Origin of the sequence: Amycolatopsis sp. NPDC051102, from assembly GCF_040682815.1 — a bacterium.
Taxonomy (GTDB): domain Bacteria; phylum Actinomycetota; class Actinomycetes; order Mycobacteriales; family Pseudonocardiaceae; genus Amycolatopsis.
In genome coordinates this window covers 109298-125114 of record NZ_JBFBBT010000005.1, presented here as the reverse complement: position 1 = coordinate 125114, position 15817 = coordinate 109298, and the positions used below count along the sequence as shown (strand labels likewise).

Here is a 15817-nt window from a genome sequence, read left to right as displayed (position 1 = left end):
CCCGCACGGCCGGCGGGCCGGGAACGTGCGCGCGGCTTCGGCCGTGCGCAAGGCAGTCGGCCAGAATATCGAGGCTGCGGATCTTCGTGAAGGGGTTTCAGCCGATCGGCAGCGGCAGCAGGTTCCCGGTCGCGGCGCGCAGCGCGTCCCGCATCGCCGCCCGCGGGGCCGGGCGGCCGGTGAAGTGCTCGGCCTGGCCGAACGCCTGGTGCAGCAGCATGTCCAGGCCGGTCGCGAGCCGGCCGCCGCGGGCCGCGACCGCTTCGGCCAGCGGCGTCGGCCACGGGTGGTAGATGACGTCGAGGACGTGCGCGACCACGGCGAGCTCGGCCACGTGCGCGACGACCGCGTCCGGCGGCACGGTGTTCACCAGCACCGCCGCCCCCGCCGCCAGTGCCGCGAAGTCCGTCTCGGACCAGCGCAGGACGTCGACGTCGAGCGAAGCCCGTTTCGCCGCATCCAGGGTTTCGCCGGCCCGGGCCGGTTCGCGCACGACCAGGCGCACCTGCCGCACGCCGAGATCCGCCAGGCCGACCACCGCCGCCGCCGCGGTGCCACCCGCGCCGAGCACGATCGCGGTGTCCCCCGGCGACGGCTCGTAGCCGCCGGCCGCCCGCAGCGCGCCGGTGACGCCCTCGACGTCGGTGCAGTCCGCGAGCCAGCCCGCCGGAGTGCGGACCAGGGTGTTGGCCGCGCCGACGGCGGCCGCGCGCGGTGTCACCTCGGCCGCGTGGTCCAGTGCCGCGCGCTTGCCCGGCATCGTCACCGAAAACCCGGCCCACTCCGGGCCGAGGCCGTCGACCAGCGCCGGGAGCTCCGCGGCGCCGGTCTCGATCCGCTCGTACGTCCAGCCCGTCAGGCCGAGCGCGGCGAACGCGGCGCCGTGCAGCACCGGCGACAGCGAGTGCGCCACCGGTTTGCCCAGCACCGCGGCCTTGCGCGGCTCAGAAGACACCGCGTGCCTTGGCGAGGTCGACGTTCTTCCGGTGGTCTTCGTTGGTGACCGCGAAGCAGGACAGGCCGTTCTTCTCGCACTTGACGAAGTACACCCAGGCGCCGTCCGGCGGCTTGACCGCCGCCTTGATCGCGTCCGGGCTCGGCACCGCGATGGGCGTCGGGGTCAGCCCGGTCATCTTGTAGGTGTTGTACGGCCCGGGTCGCTCCCGGTCGTCGTCGTTGGTCGCCAGCGTCGGCCGGTCCAGCACGTAGTTGACGGTGGAGTCCATCTGCAGCCGCATGTTCTGCGCCAGCCGGTTGTAGATCACCCGCGACAGCTTGCCGAAGTCGGCCTTCACCGCCTCGCGCTCGATGATCGAGGCGATGATCAGCGTCTGGTACGGCGTCATCCCCGGACCGGTCGACTTCGGGGTCAGCCCGGCGTTCTGGATCGCCTCGGCCGAGCTGTGCACCAGCTGCCCGAGGATCTCCTGCGCGGTGGACCCGGGCTTGACGTCGTAGAGCCCCGGCGCGATCAGCCCCTCCAGCCGGCGGTCCTTGCGGTCGGCCTTGTTGGCGGGCTCGATCGCCCAGTCCGGCACGCCGAGCTGCTTCAGGTCCGCCGCGTCGACGGCCTTGCGCAGGTCGTCCGCCGAGACGCAGGTGCTCTTGCCGTTGAGCTGGGCGCAGGACGCCTTTGCCATCAGGCTGTACACGCCGGGCGTGACCTTGCCGTCGGGCTGGGTGATGTCGTCGAGCTGCGTGTACGGCCGGATTTCCAGCTGCCCGACCCGCGCGTCCGGGGTGGTGATCCGCTCGACCGCGCTGGCGCCGGACATGTGCGACTTCATCACGTAGAAGCCGTGCTGGACCCGGGCGAGCTTCGGGTTGCCTTCACCCGCCTTGACGAACGCCTTGCTGCTGGCGACGACGCCCGCCGTGACGAGCTTCGCGCCGATCGCCGACGTCGTGTCGCCGTCGTCGACCTGGAACACGACGTCGTCGGTGCCGGCGCCCTCGAAGTCGTCGTAGCCGAAGATCCGGTTGAAGCCGTACCAGGCACCGCCCGCGAGCAGGGCGATCACCGCGATCGCGGCGACCCAGCCCAGGGCGCGCTTGCCCTTCTTCTTCCGCGGCTTCTCCGGCTCTTCGTCGTAGTCGTCGTACTCCCCGTCGTACTCCTGGTCGTACTCGGACTCGTCGTAGTCCGCGTATTCGTCGTACTCGTCGTAGTCCGCGTACTCGTCGTCCCCGGCGAGCTCCTGGGGCTCCTCGCGCGGCGCGCGGGGCGGCTCGGCCGGGGGCGGCGGGGCGAGGGCGGGCAGGACGTCGGTGACCGGTTCTTCGCGCACCGGCGGGACCGGCGGGCGGCGCCGGCGCGGCTCGGCGCCGGGTTCGGGCACGCCGGTGGCCCGGTCACCCGGCTGCGCGGGCCGCCGGAGCGGTTCGGGGGCCACGCCGGGCTCCAGCGCCGCGCGACGCCGTCGCGAGTCGGCGGCGTCGGGTACGTCGGGTGCGGGCCGGCGGCGGGTGGGCGGCGCGGCGGCTTCCCTCGGCTCGGGGGCCGGGCCACGACGGCCCGCCGTCGGCTCGGCCGGGTCGGGCTCGGCGCGGCGCCGTCGCGGGGGCGCCGGTTCGATGCGCTCGGGCAAGGCGCGCCGCCGGCCTTCGGCCTCGTCGGGGTCCGGCGCCGCACGGCGGCGGCGCGGGGCCGGTGGCTCCACCTCCGAGCCCTCGTCGAGGCCGTGGCGGGCGCGGGCGGCGCGAGCCGGGGCGGCCCGCCGCTCCTGGGGGTCGACTTCGTCGTCGGCCGGGGGCAGGGTGCCCGGCGGCTCGAGGCGGCGGCGACGGCCGGACGGCGGTGCGTCCCGGCGCGGGTCGTAGGCCGGCGGCTCCGCGGGCCGGGCCCGGCGGGAGGGCTGCGGCAGGTCGTACTCGCCGCTGGGCGCCTGCACGCGGCGCGGCGGCAGCTCGTGCTGCCCGCTGGGTGTGCGGCGCGGTTCCGCGGCCCGCGGGTCGCGCGGGTCGGTGCGGCGCGGGGCGGGCCGGGACGGCGGCGGGGTGGCCGCTTCCGGCTCGCGCAGTCTCCGGCGCCCGCGTGGGGGCTCGGGTGGCTGCTCGTTCATCGGTCTCCCTCCCGGGCGCGGTGCGCAGCGGCGGCGTCGATCCAGGCCTGCAGGATCTCGACGGCGGCGGCCTGGTCGACCACCGCGCGCTGCTTGCGGCCTTTGACCCCGCGCTGGGAGAGGATGCGGGATGCGGTGACCGTGGTCAGCCGCTCGTCGCCCAGCCGGACCGGCACGGGCGCTATCCGCCCGGCCAGGCGTTCAGAATACGCGATGGCCAGCTCGGCCGCCGGGCCCTGGCGGTTGGCGAGGGTTCTGGGCAGGCCCACGATCACCTCGACCACCTCGTGTTCGGTGACGAGGGCGGCCAGCTGGTCCAGATCACTGTCGTCGGTCGCATCGCGGGAGAGGGTAACCAATGGCGAAGCGAGCAGGGGGGCGGGATCGCTCAGTGCCACCCCGACCCGGACGGATCCGACATCCACGCCCAGCCGGCGGCCCCGGCCCGGATCGCCCACACCGGGACGGTCCGGGCCGCGGTTTCCGCGGTTAACCAATGCCGGCAATCGCCGAGCGAAGGGCCGTGACCGCCTCGGCCGCACCGGCCGGGTTCGTGCCACCGCCCTGGGCCATGTCGGGCTTGCCGCCGCCCCGGCCGCCGATCTTCTCGGCGAACGACGGCACGAGCTTGCCCGCGGCGATCCCCCTCTCCTGGGCCGCCTTGGTCGTCGCGACGACGAAGCTCAGCTTCTCACCGGCGGGCGAGAACAGCGCCACCACGCCGGGCCGCGAGCCGAGCCGGCCGCGGATGTCGGAGGCGAGCGCGCGCAGGCCGTTGCCGTCGACGTCCGGGACGACCTCGGCCACCACGGTGACCCCGCCGATCTCCTGCGCCTTGTCGACCAGCGCGCCCGCCGAGCCCAGCACCTGCTGGGTCTTGAGCTGCGCGATCTCCTTCTCGGCGTTCTTCAGCCGGGTCAGGACGTCGTCGATGCGGCCGGGCAGCTGGTCCGACGGCACCTTGAAGGTGTTCGCCAGCTGCGAGACCAGCAGCTGCTCCTTGCGGACGTACTTGAGCGCGTCCGTGCCGACCAGCGCCTCGACGCGGTGCACGCCCGAGCCGATGGAGGCGTCGGAGACCAGCTTGACCAGGCCGAGCTGGCCGATCCGGTCGACGTGGGTGCCACCGCAGAGCTCGCGGGAGTAGTCGCCCATGTCGACCACGCGGACGTCGTTGCCGTACTTCTCGCCGAACAGCGCGACCGCGCCCAGCTCGAGGGCCTTGTCCTTGGTCGTGGTGTAGCTCTGCACCTCGACGTTGGTCTGCAGGTAGTCGTTGACCTCCTGCTCGACCTCGGTCAGCACGTCCGCCGACACCGAGCCGGGGGTGGTGAAGTCGAACCGCATGCGGCCCGGCGAGTTCAGCGAACCCGCCTGCGCCGCGCGCTTGCCGTACGCCCCGCGGACGGCCGCGTGCACCAGGTGCGTCGCGGAGTGCGAGCGCTCGATGGAGAGGCGGCGGTGCGCGTCGACCGAACCGGTGAGCTTGGTGTCCAGACCGACCTCGCCCTGCTCCACCTCGACGCGGTGCACGTACAGGCCCGGCACGATCTTCTGGACGTCCAGGACCTTCAGCTCGACGCCGTCGCCGAGAAGCACACCGGTGTCGGCGACCTGGCCACCGCTCTCGGCGTAGAACGGCGTGCGGTCGAGGACCAGCTCCGCCTTCTTGCCCGCGGAGACGCTGCGGACCGGCTGCCCGTCTTCCAGCAGCGCGACGACCTTGGCCTCGGCCTGCAGGTCGGTGTAGCCCAGGAACTCGGTTTCGCCGTGCTGCTCCAGGACCTTCCGGTACTCGGAGAGGTCGCCGTGGCCGGTCTTGCGGGCCGCCGCGTCCGCCTTCGCGCGGGTCCGCTGCTCGTTCATGAGCGTGCGGAAGCCCTCTTCGTCGACGGTCAGGCCCTGCTCGGCCGCCATCTCCAGGGTCAGGTCGATCGGGAAGCCGTAGGTGTCGTGCAGCTGGAACGCCTTGTCGCCGGCCAGCACGTCACCGCCGCCGCGCTTGGTCTCCTCGGCCGCCATGTCGAAGATGCGCGAGCCGGAGGTCAGGGTCGAGAGGAAGGCCTCCTCCTCGATCCGGACGACCTCGTTGATGCGGTCGAAGCCGGAGACCAGCTCGGGGTAGGTCGGGCCCATCGTGTCGCGCACGACGCTCGCGAACGCCTGCAGCACCGGCTCGTGCACGCCCAGCAGGCGCGAGGAGCGGATGATGCGGCGCAGCAGGCGGCGCAGCACGTAGCCACGGCCGTCGTTGCCCGGGGTGACGCCGTCACCGATCAGCATGACGCCGGTGCGGGCGTGGTCGGCGATCACGCGGAACCGGACGTCGTCGGCGTGGTTGCTGCCGTAGCGGCGGCCCGAGAACTCCTCCGCGCGGCCGATGACCGGGCGCACGAGGTCGGTCTCGTAGACGTTCTCGACGCCCTGCAGGATCGTCGCGACGCGCTCGACACCCATGCCGGTGTCGATGTTCTTCTTCGGCAGCTCGCCGATCGGCGGGTGCCCGAGCTTGGGGCTCAGGTCGCCGCGGACGTCCTGCATGAAGACGAGGTTCCAGATCTCGATGTAGCGGTCCTCGTCGGCGACCGGGCCGCCCTCGCGGCCGTACGCCGGGCCGCGGTCGTAGTAGATCTCCGAGCACGGGCCGCCGGGACCGGGCACGCCCATGTCCCAGTAGTTGTCCTTGCCGTCGCGGGCCTGGATGCGCTCGCCGGGCAGGCCGGTGAGCTTGCGCCACAGCCCGGCCGCCTCGGAGTCGTCGTTGTAGACGGTCGCCCAGATGCGGTCCGGGTCGAGGCCGAAGCCGCCTTCGCTCTGGGGCTTGGTGATCAGCTCCCAGGCCGCCTCGATGGCGCCTTCCTTGAAGTAGTCGCCGAAGGAGAAGTTGCCGGCCATCTGGAAGAACGTGTTGTGCCGGGTGGTCTTGCCGACCTCGTCGATGTCCGGCGTGCGCACGCACTTCTGCACGGAGGTCGCGCGCGGGTACGGCGGCGGCGCCTCACCGAGGAAGTACGGCTTGAACTGCACCATGCCGGCGTTGACGAACAGCAGGTTCGGGTCGTCGAGGATCAGCGGCGCGCTGGGCACGCGCGTGTGGCCCCTGCCCTCGAAATGGCGCAGGAAACGATCGGTGATTTCGTGTGTGTCCACGGGTCAAGTCCTTGTGCTGGTGGTGCAGAACGGGGTCGGACGGCGGCGGCGGAAGGGTTCCGGGCAGGCCCGGATCAGCCCTCCGCCCGGCGAGCTCGCCGGACCGGGCGCCGCGCGGCGGCGGCGTGCCGTCCTTCGGCGCGGGGCGCCGTGACGCCCGTCCGCTCCTCGACCATGTCGTGCAGCTCCTGTTCCCGCTCGTTCATGCCCGCGCGCACCTCGGCGCCGAACGAACCCACGGCGCCGGCCAGCTCGCGCACGGCGTCCCCCAGGTTCGATGCTAACCCGGCCGGAGTGGCCTGACGAGCGGTTTCGGCGGCCTTGCGGGAGAGCACGACGCCGGTGACCACGCCGACGCCGAGCCAGAACAGCCGCTTCATTTCCCGGCCTTCCTGGCGGCCTTCAGCGCGCTCTTCTTCTTGCGCGCCTTGATCGCCTTGGACAGCCCGTAGGACAGCGCCGCGGTCTTGACCAGCGGGCCGCCCAGGGTCGCGGTGAACACCGACGCCAGCGCGGAGACGTTGCCGGTGACCGCCTGCGCGTTCGCGGTGATCCCGTCGACCCGCTCGAGCTGGGTGTTGACGTGCGTGATCGTCTCGTTCGCGCCGATCAGCAGCGGATCGGTGTTGCTGTTGGTGCGCTCGATCGCCTCGGTGGCCGCGTCCAGCGTCTTGCCGAGCTTGATCAGCGGGATCGCCAGCAGGACGACCAGCACCACGAATGCTCCTGCGGCGATCAACGCGGCGATCTGCCCTGCCGACACGGGCCCTCCTCGGTTCAGGGGTCGGGATGCCGCCTGAGGTTACCGCCTGGCCGGGTCCCCGACCGTGTCACCCCGCCGGGCCCGGAAAACGCGTCGCTCCGGGCCCCGGCGGCGCGGTGAACCTGGACGATGGAACACGACAGCGGACCCGGCGGGAGAGTGCTCGCCGGGCCGGGCGGCACCGCGGCCGACGTGCTGTCCGGGCTGCCCGGCGCCGACCTGACCACGGTGCAGCTCGAGATCGCGCGCCGGCGCGCGGCCCGGCTGACCGGGCCGGAGGTGCTGCGCCGGCACCGGGCCGACCGGTCCGCGGCACCGAGCCCGCTGTCGTTCCCCCTGCTGCGCCGGGTCGAAGATGTCGTGCTCGGCACGGCAGCGGGCTTCGACCTGGTGCCCCTCTCGCCGCTCGTCCCGCTCGGCACCCATTCGGCGGTCGCCGGGGTGGCCCAGCACCGGGTGGTGCCGACCGGCCGCGGCACCGAGGTCGCCGCCGACCCCACCACCGGCCTGGCCCCGGAGGCGGCGGTCCGGCGCTCGTCGGAGGATGTCGTCCGCCTGGCCACCGTGCAGCGCGTGGTGCGGGCCCAGCAGGTCGCGGCGGGACTGTTCGCGCACTTTTCGCTGTTCGGCGCGGTGACGGCCGGCCGGGACTCCGGCGACCTGGCCTTCGAACGGCAGCACCTGGCCGAGCACGCCGGATTGCCGGCCGCCGCCTGCCGGGCGCTGGGTGCGTCCGCGGTCGAACTCGCCGTGACCGTGCTGGACCCCCGGTTCGAGGGTCTGCTCGACGCGGTGCCGGAGGTGCCGGTCCGCCCGTTCCCGGAGCGCGAAGGCGGCCGAGGCGGGTACTACACCGGCCTCTGCTTCAAGGTGTACGAGTCCTTCGGCGGTGAGCTCGCCGAAGTGGGTGACGGCGGCTTCACGCTGTGGACGCAGAAACTGCTGGGCAACGCGAAGGAACGCCTCCTGACAAGCGCCCTGGGCGTAGACCGGCTGGCGACGCTCCTCTAACGCTCCTTCACCACCGCGCGGTACAGCACGGCCATGTCCTCGTCCCCGTGGCCGGCTTCGACCGCCGCCTCCAGGTGGGCCAGGACCGCCTTCGCGCCCGCCACGTCGACGTCCTCGCCGGCGGCTTCCACGACCAGGCGGGCGTCCTTCGCCGCCAGGCTCGCCGGGAACGCCGGCGGGAACTCGCCGGCCAGCATCGCGCCGCCCTTCGCGTGCGCGTAGCCGACGTCGAGGCCGCCGCCCTTGATCGTCTCCAGGAACGACTGCGGGTCCAGGCCCAGGGCGCGGGCCAGGCCGAGACTTTCGGCCGTGCCGTTCGTCAGCGCGAGCACCCAGGCGTTCATCACCAGCTTCAGCCGGCTGCCGTTGCCCGCCAGGCCGAGCCACTGGGTCTTGATGGCGACCGCGTCGAACACCGGCGTCGCCTTGGGGCGGGCCTCCTCCGGGCCGGACGCCAGCACCTGCAGCTGCGCCTGCTCCGCGGGCTGCCGGGTGCCGAGCACCGGCGCGTCGACGAACACCACACCCGCCTCCTCCGCCAGCGCCGCGAGGCGGTCGGTCCAGTCGAGGCCCACCGTGCTCATCTGGAGCCACAACGTCCCCGAAGCGGGCGAAGCGGCTTCGAACGCTTCGGCCACGGCTGGGCCATCGGCGAGCATCGTCACGAGGATGTCCGCGCCGTCGGCCGCGGCCGCTGCCGAGGAAGCGACCGTGGCCACATCGGACAGGTGTTCGGCCTTGTCCCGGGTCCGGTTCCAGACCCGGACGTCGAGGCCCGCCTTGGCGATGTTGGCCGCCATCGGCGCGCCCATGATCCCGGTTCCGAGAAACGCGACAGTCATGCCGCCATCGTGGCCGACGCCGGCCGCGGCCGCGCGCTCAGTAGTCGCCCAGCAGGCAGAACGGGTGGCCCGCCGGATCGGCGTAGACGCGCCAGCCCCGGCCGCCGAGGTCCGGGTCGAGCAGCCGGCCGCCGTGCGCGAGGACCACGTGGTGCGACTCGCGGAAGTCGTCGACCTCGAAGTCGAGGTGGAACTGCTGCGGGTGCGCCGGGTCCGGCCAGCGCGGCGGCCGGTGATCGAGGGCCCGCTGGAACCCCAGGACCATCCCGTCCACGTGCAGGGTCGACCAGTCCTCGTCCACGCGCCACCGCGGGTCGGGGCGATCCACCTCGCCGCCGAGCAGGGCCTGGTAGAAGCGGGCGAGCACCAGCGGTTCCGGACAGTCCAGGACGATGCACTGCAGCGTCGCGGGCACGGGCACGCCTCCTGCGGGGGTCGGGTCACCTTCGGAGCATGCAGCTTACGAAACCGGATGATCTTGACCGCCGCGGCCCGCGAAGATGATCAGGGACCGGCGATTCGTCCGTTCACCTCACCGGTCGCCGCGGATCGTCCGGCGCAGCTTGGGGACGCGCTCGGCCAGCGGCCGCTCGGCGCCGCGCTGGGTGGGCTCGTAGTAGTCGCGGCCGACCAGTTCGTCCGGCGGGTACTGCTGGGCCAGCACGCCCTCGGGCACGTCGTGCGGGTACCGGTAGCCCTGCGCGTTGCCCAGCTTCTTCGCCCCCGCGTAGTGCCCGTCGCGCAGGTGTGGCGGGACGGTCCCGGCCAGCCCCGCGCGGACGTCCGCCAGCGCGGCGTCGATGCCCTTGACCACCGCGTTGGACTTCGGCGCGGTGGCCAGGTGCACGGTCGCCTGCGCGAGCGCCAGCCTGCCCTCCGGCATGCCGATGAACTGCACCGCGTGTGCCGCCGCGACCGCCGCCTGCAGCGCCGTCGGGTCGGCCATCCCGATGTCCTCGCTCGCGTGCACGACCAGCCGCCGCGCCAGGAACCGCGGGTCCTCCCCCGCCTCGATCATCCGGGCCAGGTAGTGCAGCGCGGCGTCCACATCGGACCCGCGGATCGACTTGATGAACGCGCTGATCACGTCGTAGTGCTGGTCGCCGTCGCGGTCGTAGCGGACCGCCGCCTTGTCCACAGTGGACTCGACGATGGGCAGGTCGATCGTCTTCGCCTCGGTGGCCGACGCCGCGTCGGCCGCCGCCTCCAGCGCGGTGAGCGCGCGGCGCGCGTCCCCGCCCGCGAGCCGGACGAGGTGGGCGCGCGCGTCCTCGGTCAGCGTCAGCTCGCCGCCCAAGCCGCGTTCGTCGGCGAGCGCGCGCTCGATCAGCTGCGTGATGTCCGCGTCGGTCAGCGGACGCAGCTGCAGCACCAGCGACCGCGACAGCAGCGGCGAGACGACGGAGAACGACGGGTTCTCGGTGGTCGCCGCGACCAGCAGCACCGTGCGGTCCTCGACCGCGCCGAGCAGCGCGTCCTGCTGGGTCTTGGAGAACCGGTGCACCTCGTCGATGAACAGCACGGTGTTCTCGGCGTTGTACTGGCGGCGCCGCCGGGCCTCCTCGATGACCCCGCGGACCTCCTTGACGCCCGCCGAAAGCGCCGACATCGCGACGAACCGGCGGCCGGTGGCGATCGAGACGAGGTTGGCCAGCGTCGTCTTGCCCGTGCCGGGCGGGCCGTAGAGCAGCACCGACGCCGGCGCGGCGCCCTCCACCAGCCGCCGCAGCGGAGCGCCTTCGCGCAGCAGGTGCTGCTGGCCGACGACCTCGTCGAGCGAGCGCGGCCGCATCCGCACGGCCAGGGGCGAGCTCGCCGGGTCGGCCTGCGGTTCGGCCGCGTTCGACTCCGTGCGCTCCGGCGGAGGCGCGATGTCGGCGTTCACGGTGAAGAGCTCGTCCTGTGCCACACCGATGACGTTAACCGACCCCACCGACAGAACCGCTTGCCCCGGTCCCCGGATCGGCGCTACCGTCGTGCTGACCGGTTGACCGAAAGTGCGAATCCGGTCAATAGGTCAAACTCTCAACGAAACCGCAGGTGGACGACCGCATGAGCCATCCCAACCGCGAGCGCGCCGACCGGATCCTGGACGCGGCGGGCGAGCTGCTGCTGCGCATGGGCTACCGCAAGGTGGCGGTGGACGACATCGCGCGCGCGGTCGGCATCGGCAAGGGCACCGTCTACCTGCACTGGCGCAACAAGGAGCTGCTGTTCCAGGCGCTGATGATGCGCGAGTCGGCCGACCTGACCGACGAGGTCCTGCGGGCGATCAAGGCCGACCCGGCGATGATCCTCCCGCACCGGATGATCCCCGGGTCGTTCCTGATCACGCACCGCCGCCCGCTGGTGATGGCGATGCTGCGCGGCAACGCCGAGATGTTCGGCTCCCTCGGCGACCTCGCGCTGCACAAGCAGCAGGACGTCCTGCGCGCGCAGTTCGAGGAGACCATGCTGCGCCACGGGCTGATCCGGGCCGACGTGCCGAACCTGAGCTACGCGCTCAGCGCCTCGACACTCGGCTTCTACCTGGGCGACACGCTTTCGCACGAGTTCGAGGACGTGCCTCTCGAAGAGAAGGCGGCCGTTCTCGCGCACCTGATCCGCACCGCGTTCGAGCCGCCGGGGGAGCCCGATCCCGGCGTGGTCGCGGAGGTGTCGGCAGTACTGAGCTCGGCGCTCGAGGAGCTCGTCTCGAGCTACCGCAACGGGATCTACGCACACGATCCCACCAGGGCACCCGGGTAGGCCCCGGGGCCACACAGGGGAAAGGGGCGGAAATGACCACCACACTCGCCGACACCTGGGGACTCCACGAATCCCAGTTCTGGCTGCGGGGGAAGCAGCCGGAGAAGCAGGTCGAGTTCGCCGCGGAACTGGGGATGTGGAACGTCTACGGGCACCCGGAGACCGAGGAGATCCTCCGCGACCCGGCGACGTTCTCCTCCGACACGTCCCGGCTGGTGCCGAAGGAAATGCTGCCGGAGGCGGACGAGGACGCGCTGGCGGCGGGCAGCATCCTGCAGCTGGACCCGCCACTGCACAACAAGATGCGCAAGCTCGTCAGCCGCGCGTTCACGCCGAAGGTGGTGGCGGACCTCGAGCCGCGGATCGCCGCGATCACCCGTGAGCTGCTCGACGCCGCGCCCGCCGGCGGCCGCTTGGAGCTGGTGGCCGACCTGGCCTACCCGCTGCCCGTGATCGTGATCGCCGAGCTGCTGGGCGTCCCGGCGAGCGATCGGTACCTGTTCAAGGGCTGGGTGGACCGCATGTTCGAGTCCGCCGACCAGGTTTCGCTGGTGAAGCAGGACGAGAAGCAGAACGAAGCGATCAAGAAGTCCCTGGAAGGCCAGAAAGCGCTCATCGAGTACCTGGGCGGGCACGTCGACGAGCGGCGCAAGCAGCCGCGCGAGGACCTGCTGACGAAGCTGGTCGAGGCCGAGCTGGACGGCGAACGGCTGTCCCGCGCCGAGGTCGTCAACTTCGCGAACATCCTGCTGCTGGCCGGCCACATCACCACCACGATGCTGCTCGGCAACGTGGTGCTGTGCCTGGACACCTACCCGGAGTGGGACGAACCGGCGCGCGCGGACCGGTCGCTCGTGCCCCCGGTGATCGAGGAGTCGCTGCGGTTCCTGACGCCGTTCGCGGCGGTGGGCCGCACGACGATGCGCGAGGCGGAGGTCGGGGGCGTCACCGTGCCGGCGGACCAGATGCTGCTCTGCTGGGTGGCGGCGGCCAACCGGGACGAGCGGGTGTTCGCCGACCCGGGGAAGTTCGACCCGCTGCGCGACCCGAACCCGCACCTGGCGTTCGGCCGCGGCATCCACTTCTGCATCGGCGCGCCGCTCGCGCGGCTGGAAGGCCGGGTGGCGCTGAACATCCTGTTCGACCGCTACCCGGCGTTGCGCACGATCCCGGGTGAGCCGCCGAAGTTCCAGGTCAACCCGAACATGACGGGGGTGCGCGAGCTGCCGCTCACCACGGCGTGACCGCGTTGCGCCCTGGGCGAAATCCCTCGCCCAGGGCGCTTCGCGTGCCCGAAGGTGGGGCGATGAACGTGGCCGTGCTGTCCGACATCCACGGGGTGCTGCCGGCGCTGGAGGCGGTCCTGGCGGAGCCGGACGTCCGGGCGGCGGACCGGATCGTGCTCCTGGGCGACCTGCTCGCCGGGCCGATGCCGGTCGAGACCCTCGAGCGGCTGCAGGCGCTCGGCGACCGCGCGGTGTGGGTCCGCGGCAACGCCGACCGCGAGCTGGCCGAATCGGCCCGCACCGGCGGCACGTTCGTCCCGGACCCGATCTTCCCGTGGGCGGCGCGGCAGCTGCGTCCGGCCGACCTGCCGGTGCTGGACGCGTTGCCGCTGACGGTCACGTCGGGCGACGTGCTGTTCTGCCACGCCACCCCGCGCAACGACACCGAGATCGTGCTGGTGGATTCTCCGCCGGAGCGCTGGGCGGAGGTACTGGACGGCGTGACGGCGTCGACGGTCGTCTGCGGGCACACGCACATGCAGTTCGCCCGGTTCGCCGACCGCAGGCTGGTCGTGAACCCCGGCAGCGTCGGGATGCCGTACGGGGCAAGGGGTGCGCACTGGGCCCTGCTCGGCGAAGGCGTCCAGCTGCGGCGCACGGAGTACGACGCCGAAGCGGCGTGCCGGTATCTGGTTTCGCGGTCGGCATATCCGGACATCGAAGAATGGGCGGACTACTTCGTCCGCAACCCGGTTTCGGACGTCGAAGCGTTGCGGGTGTTCAGCGGGCGCGGAACGAGTTCCACATGATGACGGCGGCGTAGGGCAGGAATTCGCGGCCGCGGCGCCACAGCCACGGGATGCCCTTGAGCACCAGCCACCCCACGTGCCCCGCGGTGCTCGGCTCGACCCCGCCGCCGCAGGTGAGGCTCACCGGTTCCGGCACGTCGAACCCGGCGTCGGCGAGCAGCCCGGTGAAGCCGCTCGCGAGCATCCGGTGCCCCAGCTCGGAGGGGTGCAGCCGGTCGACGCTCCACGACGTCAGGTCGTAGGCACCGGGCAGCCGCGCGAGATCGAGGCACGAGACACCTTCCCGCGCGACGACCTCGTCGATGGCCGCGTTGAGCTCGGCGACGCGGGCACTGAGGGCGCGTTTCAGCGACTGCGGGAGGCGGAAGACCTTGCTGTGGTCGTGGAACCGGACGGGCAGCACGGTGGTGCCGGTCTCGGTGAGCCGGCGGATCACCTCGGTGAGGTCCGCGGCGACGCGAGCGGCGTCGAAGTCGGGCCGCAGGGTGTCGTTCATGCCGGCGACGACGAGCGCGACATCGGGCCGATGGGCCACGGCGGCGGGCACCTGTTCGGTGAGCACGCACCGCATCCGCGCCCCGGCGAAGGAGGGATTGAGGTAGCCGTCCTCGGCGACCCCGAGCGCGGCGGCGACCAGCGGGCCGACCCCACGCCAGCCGGCCCGTCGCGGAAGGGGATCCCCGAGCCCGACGGCGGTGGAGTCCCCGAGCACGACCAGGCGCCGCGCTTGCCTTCGCGGCAGCGGCGGAACCGCGGCCAGCTTGGGCCGGTCCGGCTGTCGCCCGGGCTGCCGTCCGGGTTCGGGGAGTTCGGGAGTGACATCGACGCTCATCACGGTCACGCTGACGACCATCGGCCACGCAGGCTCACAGGCGGTGAGGTCGAGGTAACGCGCCTGCGACACCGGGCCTAATTCTTGACGCGGACCTCACGACGGCCGGAAGCCGCAACCAGCCATCCCCATCACGGCCGCACTGTGGACAGCCGAGGTCTCAGCGGAACGCCGGATAGAACGCCAGGTCGGCGTGTGGTCCCAGCCGCGCCGCCAGTGCCGCCGCCACGCGGGCCGCGAACTCCGACAACGCCGTCATCCGGACGTACCCAGCGTGCTTCGCCAGGTCCCGCCACCACGTCACGAACGCCGCCTCGCGGCTCACCGGGGCCGCGTGGCGGGACAGGTTCAACGAGCTCAGCTCTTCGCCCGTGATCAGCCACACCCGCAGCAGCTCGCTCGCCGTCAGGTGCGTTGCCAGGACCTCGTCGTCGGCCAGGGCCGGCCACGTGCTCACCACCTCCGCGCGCCAGGCCGCGATCATCGCCTCGCTCATGCCCGCCGGGAGGGCCAGTGCGTCCGGCCAGCTCGCGAACGGCAACCTCAGGTGGGCCGCGTCGACCAGGGCCGAACGGACGCAGCCGTACTCGAAGTCGAGGAACCGGACGCCCTGGCCCGTCACCAGGTTGTTGTCCGGGCTCAGCTCGACCGGGCTGAACGCCCGGAAGCCCGCCGCCCGCGACTGGTCCAGCGCCGCCGTCACCTGGGCGCGGACCTCGTCCGGCACCGGGATGCCCAGGCGCTCCTGGATCAGCGGCGGCACCCGCGCGCACAGCTCGTCGACGCCGCCGGATTCCGTCTTCGCCGGGCCGCCGAGGCGGCGCAGCAACGCGTTGAAGTCCGCTTCGCGCCCGGCCGTGCTCGCGTGCAGGCGGCCCAGTGACCTGGCCCACGACAGCAGGGCGCGCTCGGCCGCGCGGGAATCCCGTGCGTAGAGCTTGTCCTCCAGCGTCGGTGTGCGGCCGAGGTCCTCCAGCACCAGCACGCGGTCGCGGCCGTCGTGGGCCAGCAGTTCCGGGCACATCCGCTCGTCCGGCGCCAGGGCCGTGAACAGCTGGTAGCTGACCGCCTCCTGGGCGAACGGGTCGGCTCCCGCCGCCGGCTGGTCCGGGTAGTGCTTGATGACCAGCGTGCGCGGCAACGCGAACGACGACGACACCACCCGCGCCCGGACCACCGTCGCCGGCCCGCTGCCCGCGAGGTCCTCCGGCGAGACGAGGGTGATCGCACTGCCGAACCGGCGCGAGAGAACGGACTCGCCCGCCGCGACCGCCGCGGCGACGGCGAGCTGCTCGGCTCCTGCCCCGACCCCAGCGTCGCCGGTGGAGGAGGTGTCGACTGTCATTGTCACCGACCCTACTCGTGACTGAGCAA

General features: G+C 72.6%; 15 protein-coding genes. 4 read left to right on the top strand and 11 right to left on the bottom strand.

Annotation, left to right across the window (positions count from 1 at the left end):
* Positions 1-97: 97 nt before the first annotated feature.
* The 6 genes from AB0M93_RS17790 to AB0M93_RS17765 all read right to left on the bottom strand — a co-directional run bounded on the left by AB0M93_RS17790 (position 98) and on the right by AB0M93_RS17765 (position 6975).
* Complete coding sequence (locus AB0M93_RS17790) at positions 98-928, bottom strand: shikimate dehydrogenase (protein ID WP_364275160.1); 831 nt, start codon at positions 926-928, stop codon at positions 98-100.
* Between the two features lie 16 nt (positions 929-944).
* A complete protein-coding gene (gene mltG / locus AB0M93_RS17785; protein ID WP_364274684.1) occupies positions 945-3062 on the bottom strand; it encodes an endolytic transglycosylase MltG in 2118 nt (705 codons plus the stop codon).
* Complete coding sequence (gene ruvX, locus AB0M93_RS17780) at positions 3059-3520, bottom strand: Holliday junction resolvase RuvX (RefSeq protein ID WP_217709689.1); 462 nt, start codon at positions 3518-3520, stop codon at positions 3059-3061. The genes mltG and ruvX overlap by 4 nt, the downstream gene beginning before the upstream one ends.
* A gap of 31 nt (positions 3521-3551) precedes the next feature.
* Positions 3552-6212 (bottom strand): alanine--tRNA ligase, encoded by a 2661-nt coding sequence (gene alaS, locus AB0M93_RS17775; RefSeq protein ID WP_364274680.1) that lies wholly within the window; start codon positions 6210-6212, stop codon positions 3552-3554.
* Between the two features lie 74 nt (positions 6213-6286).
* A complete protein-coding gene (locus tag AB0M93_RS17770) occupies positions 6287-6592 on the bottom strand; it encodes a hypothetical protein (RefSeq protein WP_091308341.1) in 306 nt (101 codons plus the stop codon).
* Positions 6589-6975: a DUF948 domain-containing protein gene (locus tag AB0M93_RS17765; RefSeq protein ID WP_013224580.1), complete on the bottom strand. Its 387-nt coding sequence runs from the start codon at positions 6973-6975 to the stop codon at positions 6589-6591. Before AB0M93_RS17765 ends, AB0M93_RS17770 begins: the two co-directional genes overlap by 4 nt.
* Before the next feature lie 129 nt (positions 6976-7104).
* Here AB0M93_RS17765 and AB0M93_RS17760 point away from each other — a divergent pair, with 129 nt between their 5' ends.
* On the top strand, positions 7105-7986 hold the full coding sequence (locus tag AB0M93_RS17760) for a hypothetical protein (protein WP_364274678.1): 882 nt from the start codon (positions 7105-7107) through the stop codon (positions 7984-7986).
* Here the strand turns inward: AB0M93_RS17760 and AB0M93_RS17755 are convergent.
* The 3 genes from AB0M93_RS17755 to AB0M93_RS17745 form a co-directional block, all read right to left on the bottom strand.
* Positions 7983-8828, bottom strand: a complete 846-nt coding sequence (locus AB0M93_RS17755; RefSeq protein WP_364274675.1) for an NAD(P)-dependent oxidoreductase — start codon at positions 8826-8828, stop codon at positions 7983-7985. The two genes, AB0M93_RS17760 and AB0M93_RS17755, sit on opposite strands and share 4 nt — an antisense overlap.
* Positions 8829-8865: 37 nt before the next feature.
* A complete protein-coding gene (locus AB0M93_RS17750; RefSeq protein ID WP_364274672.1) occupies positions 8866-9243 on the bottom strand; it encodes a VOC family protein in 378 nt (125 codons plus the stop codon).
* A 117-nt stretch (positions 9244-9360) separates the two neighbouring features.
* Positions 9361-10737 carry a replication-associated recombination protein A gene (locus tag AB0M93_RS17745; protein ID WP_364274669.1) on the bottom strand — a complete coding sequence of 459 codons (1377 nt, stop codon included), beginning with the start codon at positions 10735-10737 and terminating at the stop codon, positions 9361-9363.
* 143 nt (positions 10738-10880) lie between these two features.
* Here AB0M93_RS17745 and AB0M93_RS17740 point away from each other — a divergent pair, with 143 nt between their 5' ends.
* The 3 genes from AB0M93_RS17740 (at position 10881) to AB0M93_RS17730 (ending at position 13611) form a co-directional block, all read left to right on the top strand.
* Positions 10881-11576: a TetR/AcrR family transcriptional regulator gene (locus tag AB0M93_RS17740; RefSeq protein WP_364274666.1), complete on the top strand. Its 696-nt coding sequence runs from the start codon at positions 10881-10883 to the stop codon at positions 11574-11576.
* A gap of 32 nt (positions 11577-11608) precedes the next feature.
* Entirely contained in the window at positions 11609-12820 is a 1212-nt protein-coding gene (locus tag AB0M93_RS17735; protein WP_364274663.1) for a cytochrome P450, read from the top strand.
* A gap of 62 nt (positions 12821-12882) precedes the next feature.
* On the top strand, positions 12883-13611 hold the full coding sequence (locus AB0M93_RS17730; RefSeq protein ID WP_364274661.1) for a YfcE family phosphodiesterase: 729 nt from the start codon (positions 12883-12885) through the stop codon (positions 13609-13611).
* Here the strand turns inward: AB0M93_RS17730 and AB0M93_RS17725 are convergent.
* The gene (locus tag AB0M93_RS17725; protein WP_364275158.1) at positions 13583-14464 is read right to left on the bottom strand and encodes an SGNH/GDSL hydrolase family protein; all 882 of its coding nucleotides are present in this window, start codon (positions 14462-14464) and stop codon (positions 13583-13585) included. The genes AB0M93_RS17730 and AB0M93_RS17725 overlap by 29 nt on opposite strands.
* A 139-nt stretch (positions 14465-14603) precedes the next feature.
* On the bottom strand, positions 14604-15788 hold the full coding sequence (locus tag AB0M93_RS17720; protein ID WP_364274658.1) for a phosphotransferase: 1185 nt from the start codon (positions 15786-15788) through the stop codon (positions 14604-14606).
* Positions 15789-15817 lie beyond the last annotated feature (29 nt).

Coding starts and splice junctions, on each gene's coding strand:
- AB0M93_RS17730 (WP_364274661.1), top strand. CDS start 12,883: ATGAACGTGGCCGTGCTGTCCGACATCCACGGGGTGCTGCCGGCGCTG.
- AB0M93_RS17770 (WP_091308341.1), bottom strand. CDS start 6,592: ATGAAGCGGCTGTTCTGGCTCGGCGTCGGCGTGGTCACCGGCGTCGTG.
- AB0M93_RS17725 (WP_364275158.1), bottom strand. CDS start 14,464: ATGGTCGTCAGCGTGACCGTGATGAGCGTCGATGTCACTCCCGAACTC.
- mltG (WP_364274684.1), bottom strand. CDS start 3,062: ATGAACGAGCAGCCACCCGAGCCCCCACGCGGGCGCCGGAGACTGCGC.
- AB0M93_RS17740 (WP_364274666.1), top strand. CDS start 10,881: ATGAGCCATCCCAACCGCGAGCGCGCCGACCGGATCCTGGACGCGGCG.
- AB0M93_RS17755 (WP_364274675.1), bottom strand. CDS start 8,828: ATGACTGTCGCGTTTCTCGGAACCGGGATCATGGGCGCGCCGATGGCG.
- AB0M93_RS17720 (WP_364274658.1), bottom strand. CDS start 15,788: ATGACAGTCGACACCTCCTCCACCGGCGACGCTGGGGTCGGGGCAGGA.
- AB0M93_RS17735 (WP_364274663.1), top strand. CDS start 11,609: ATGACCACCACACTCGCCGACACCTGGGGACTCCACGAATCCCAGTTC.
- AB0M93_RS17760 (WP_364274678.1), top strand. CDS start 7,105: ATGGAACACGACAGCGGACCCGGCGGGAGAGTGCTCGCCGGGCCGGGC.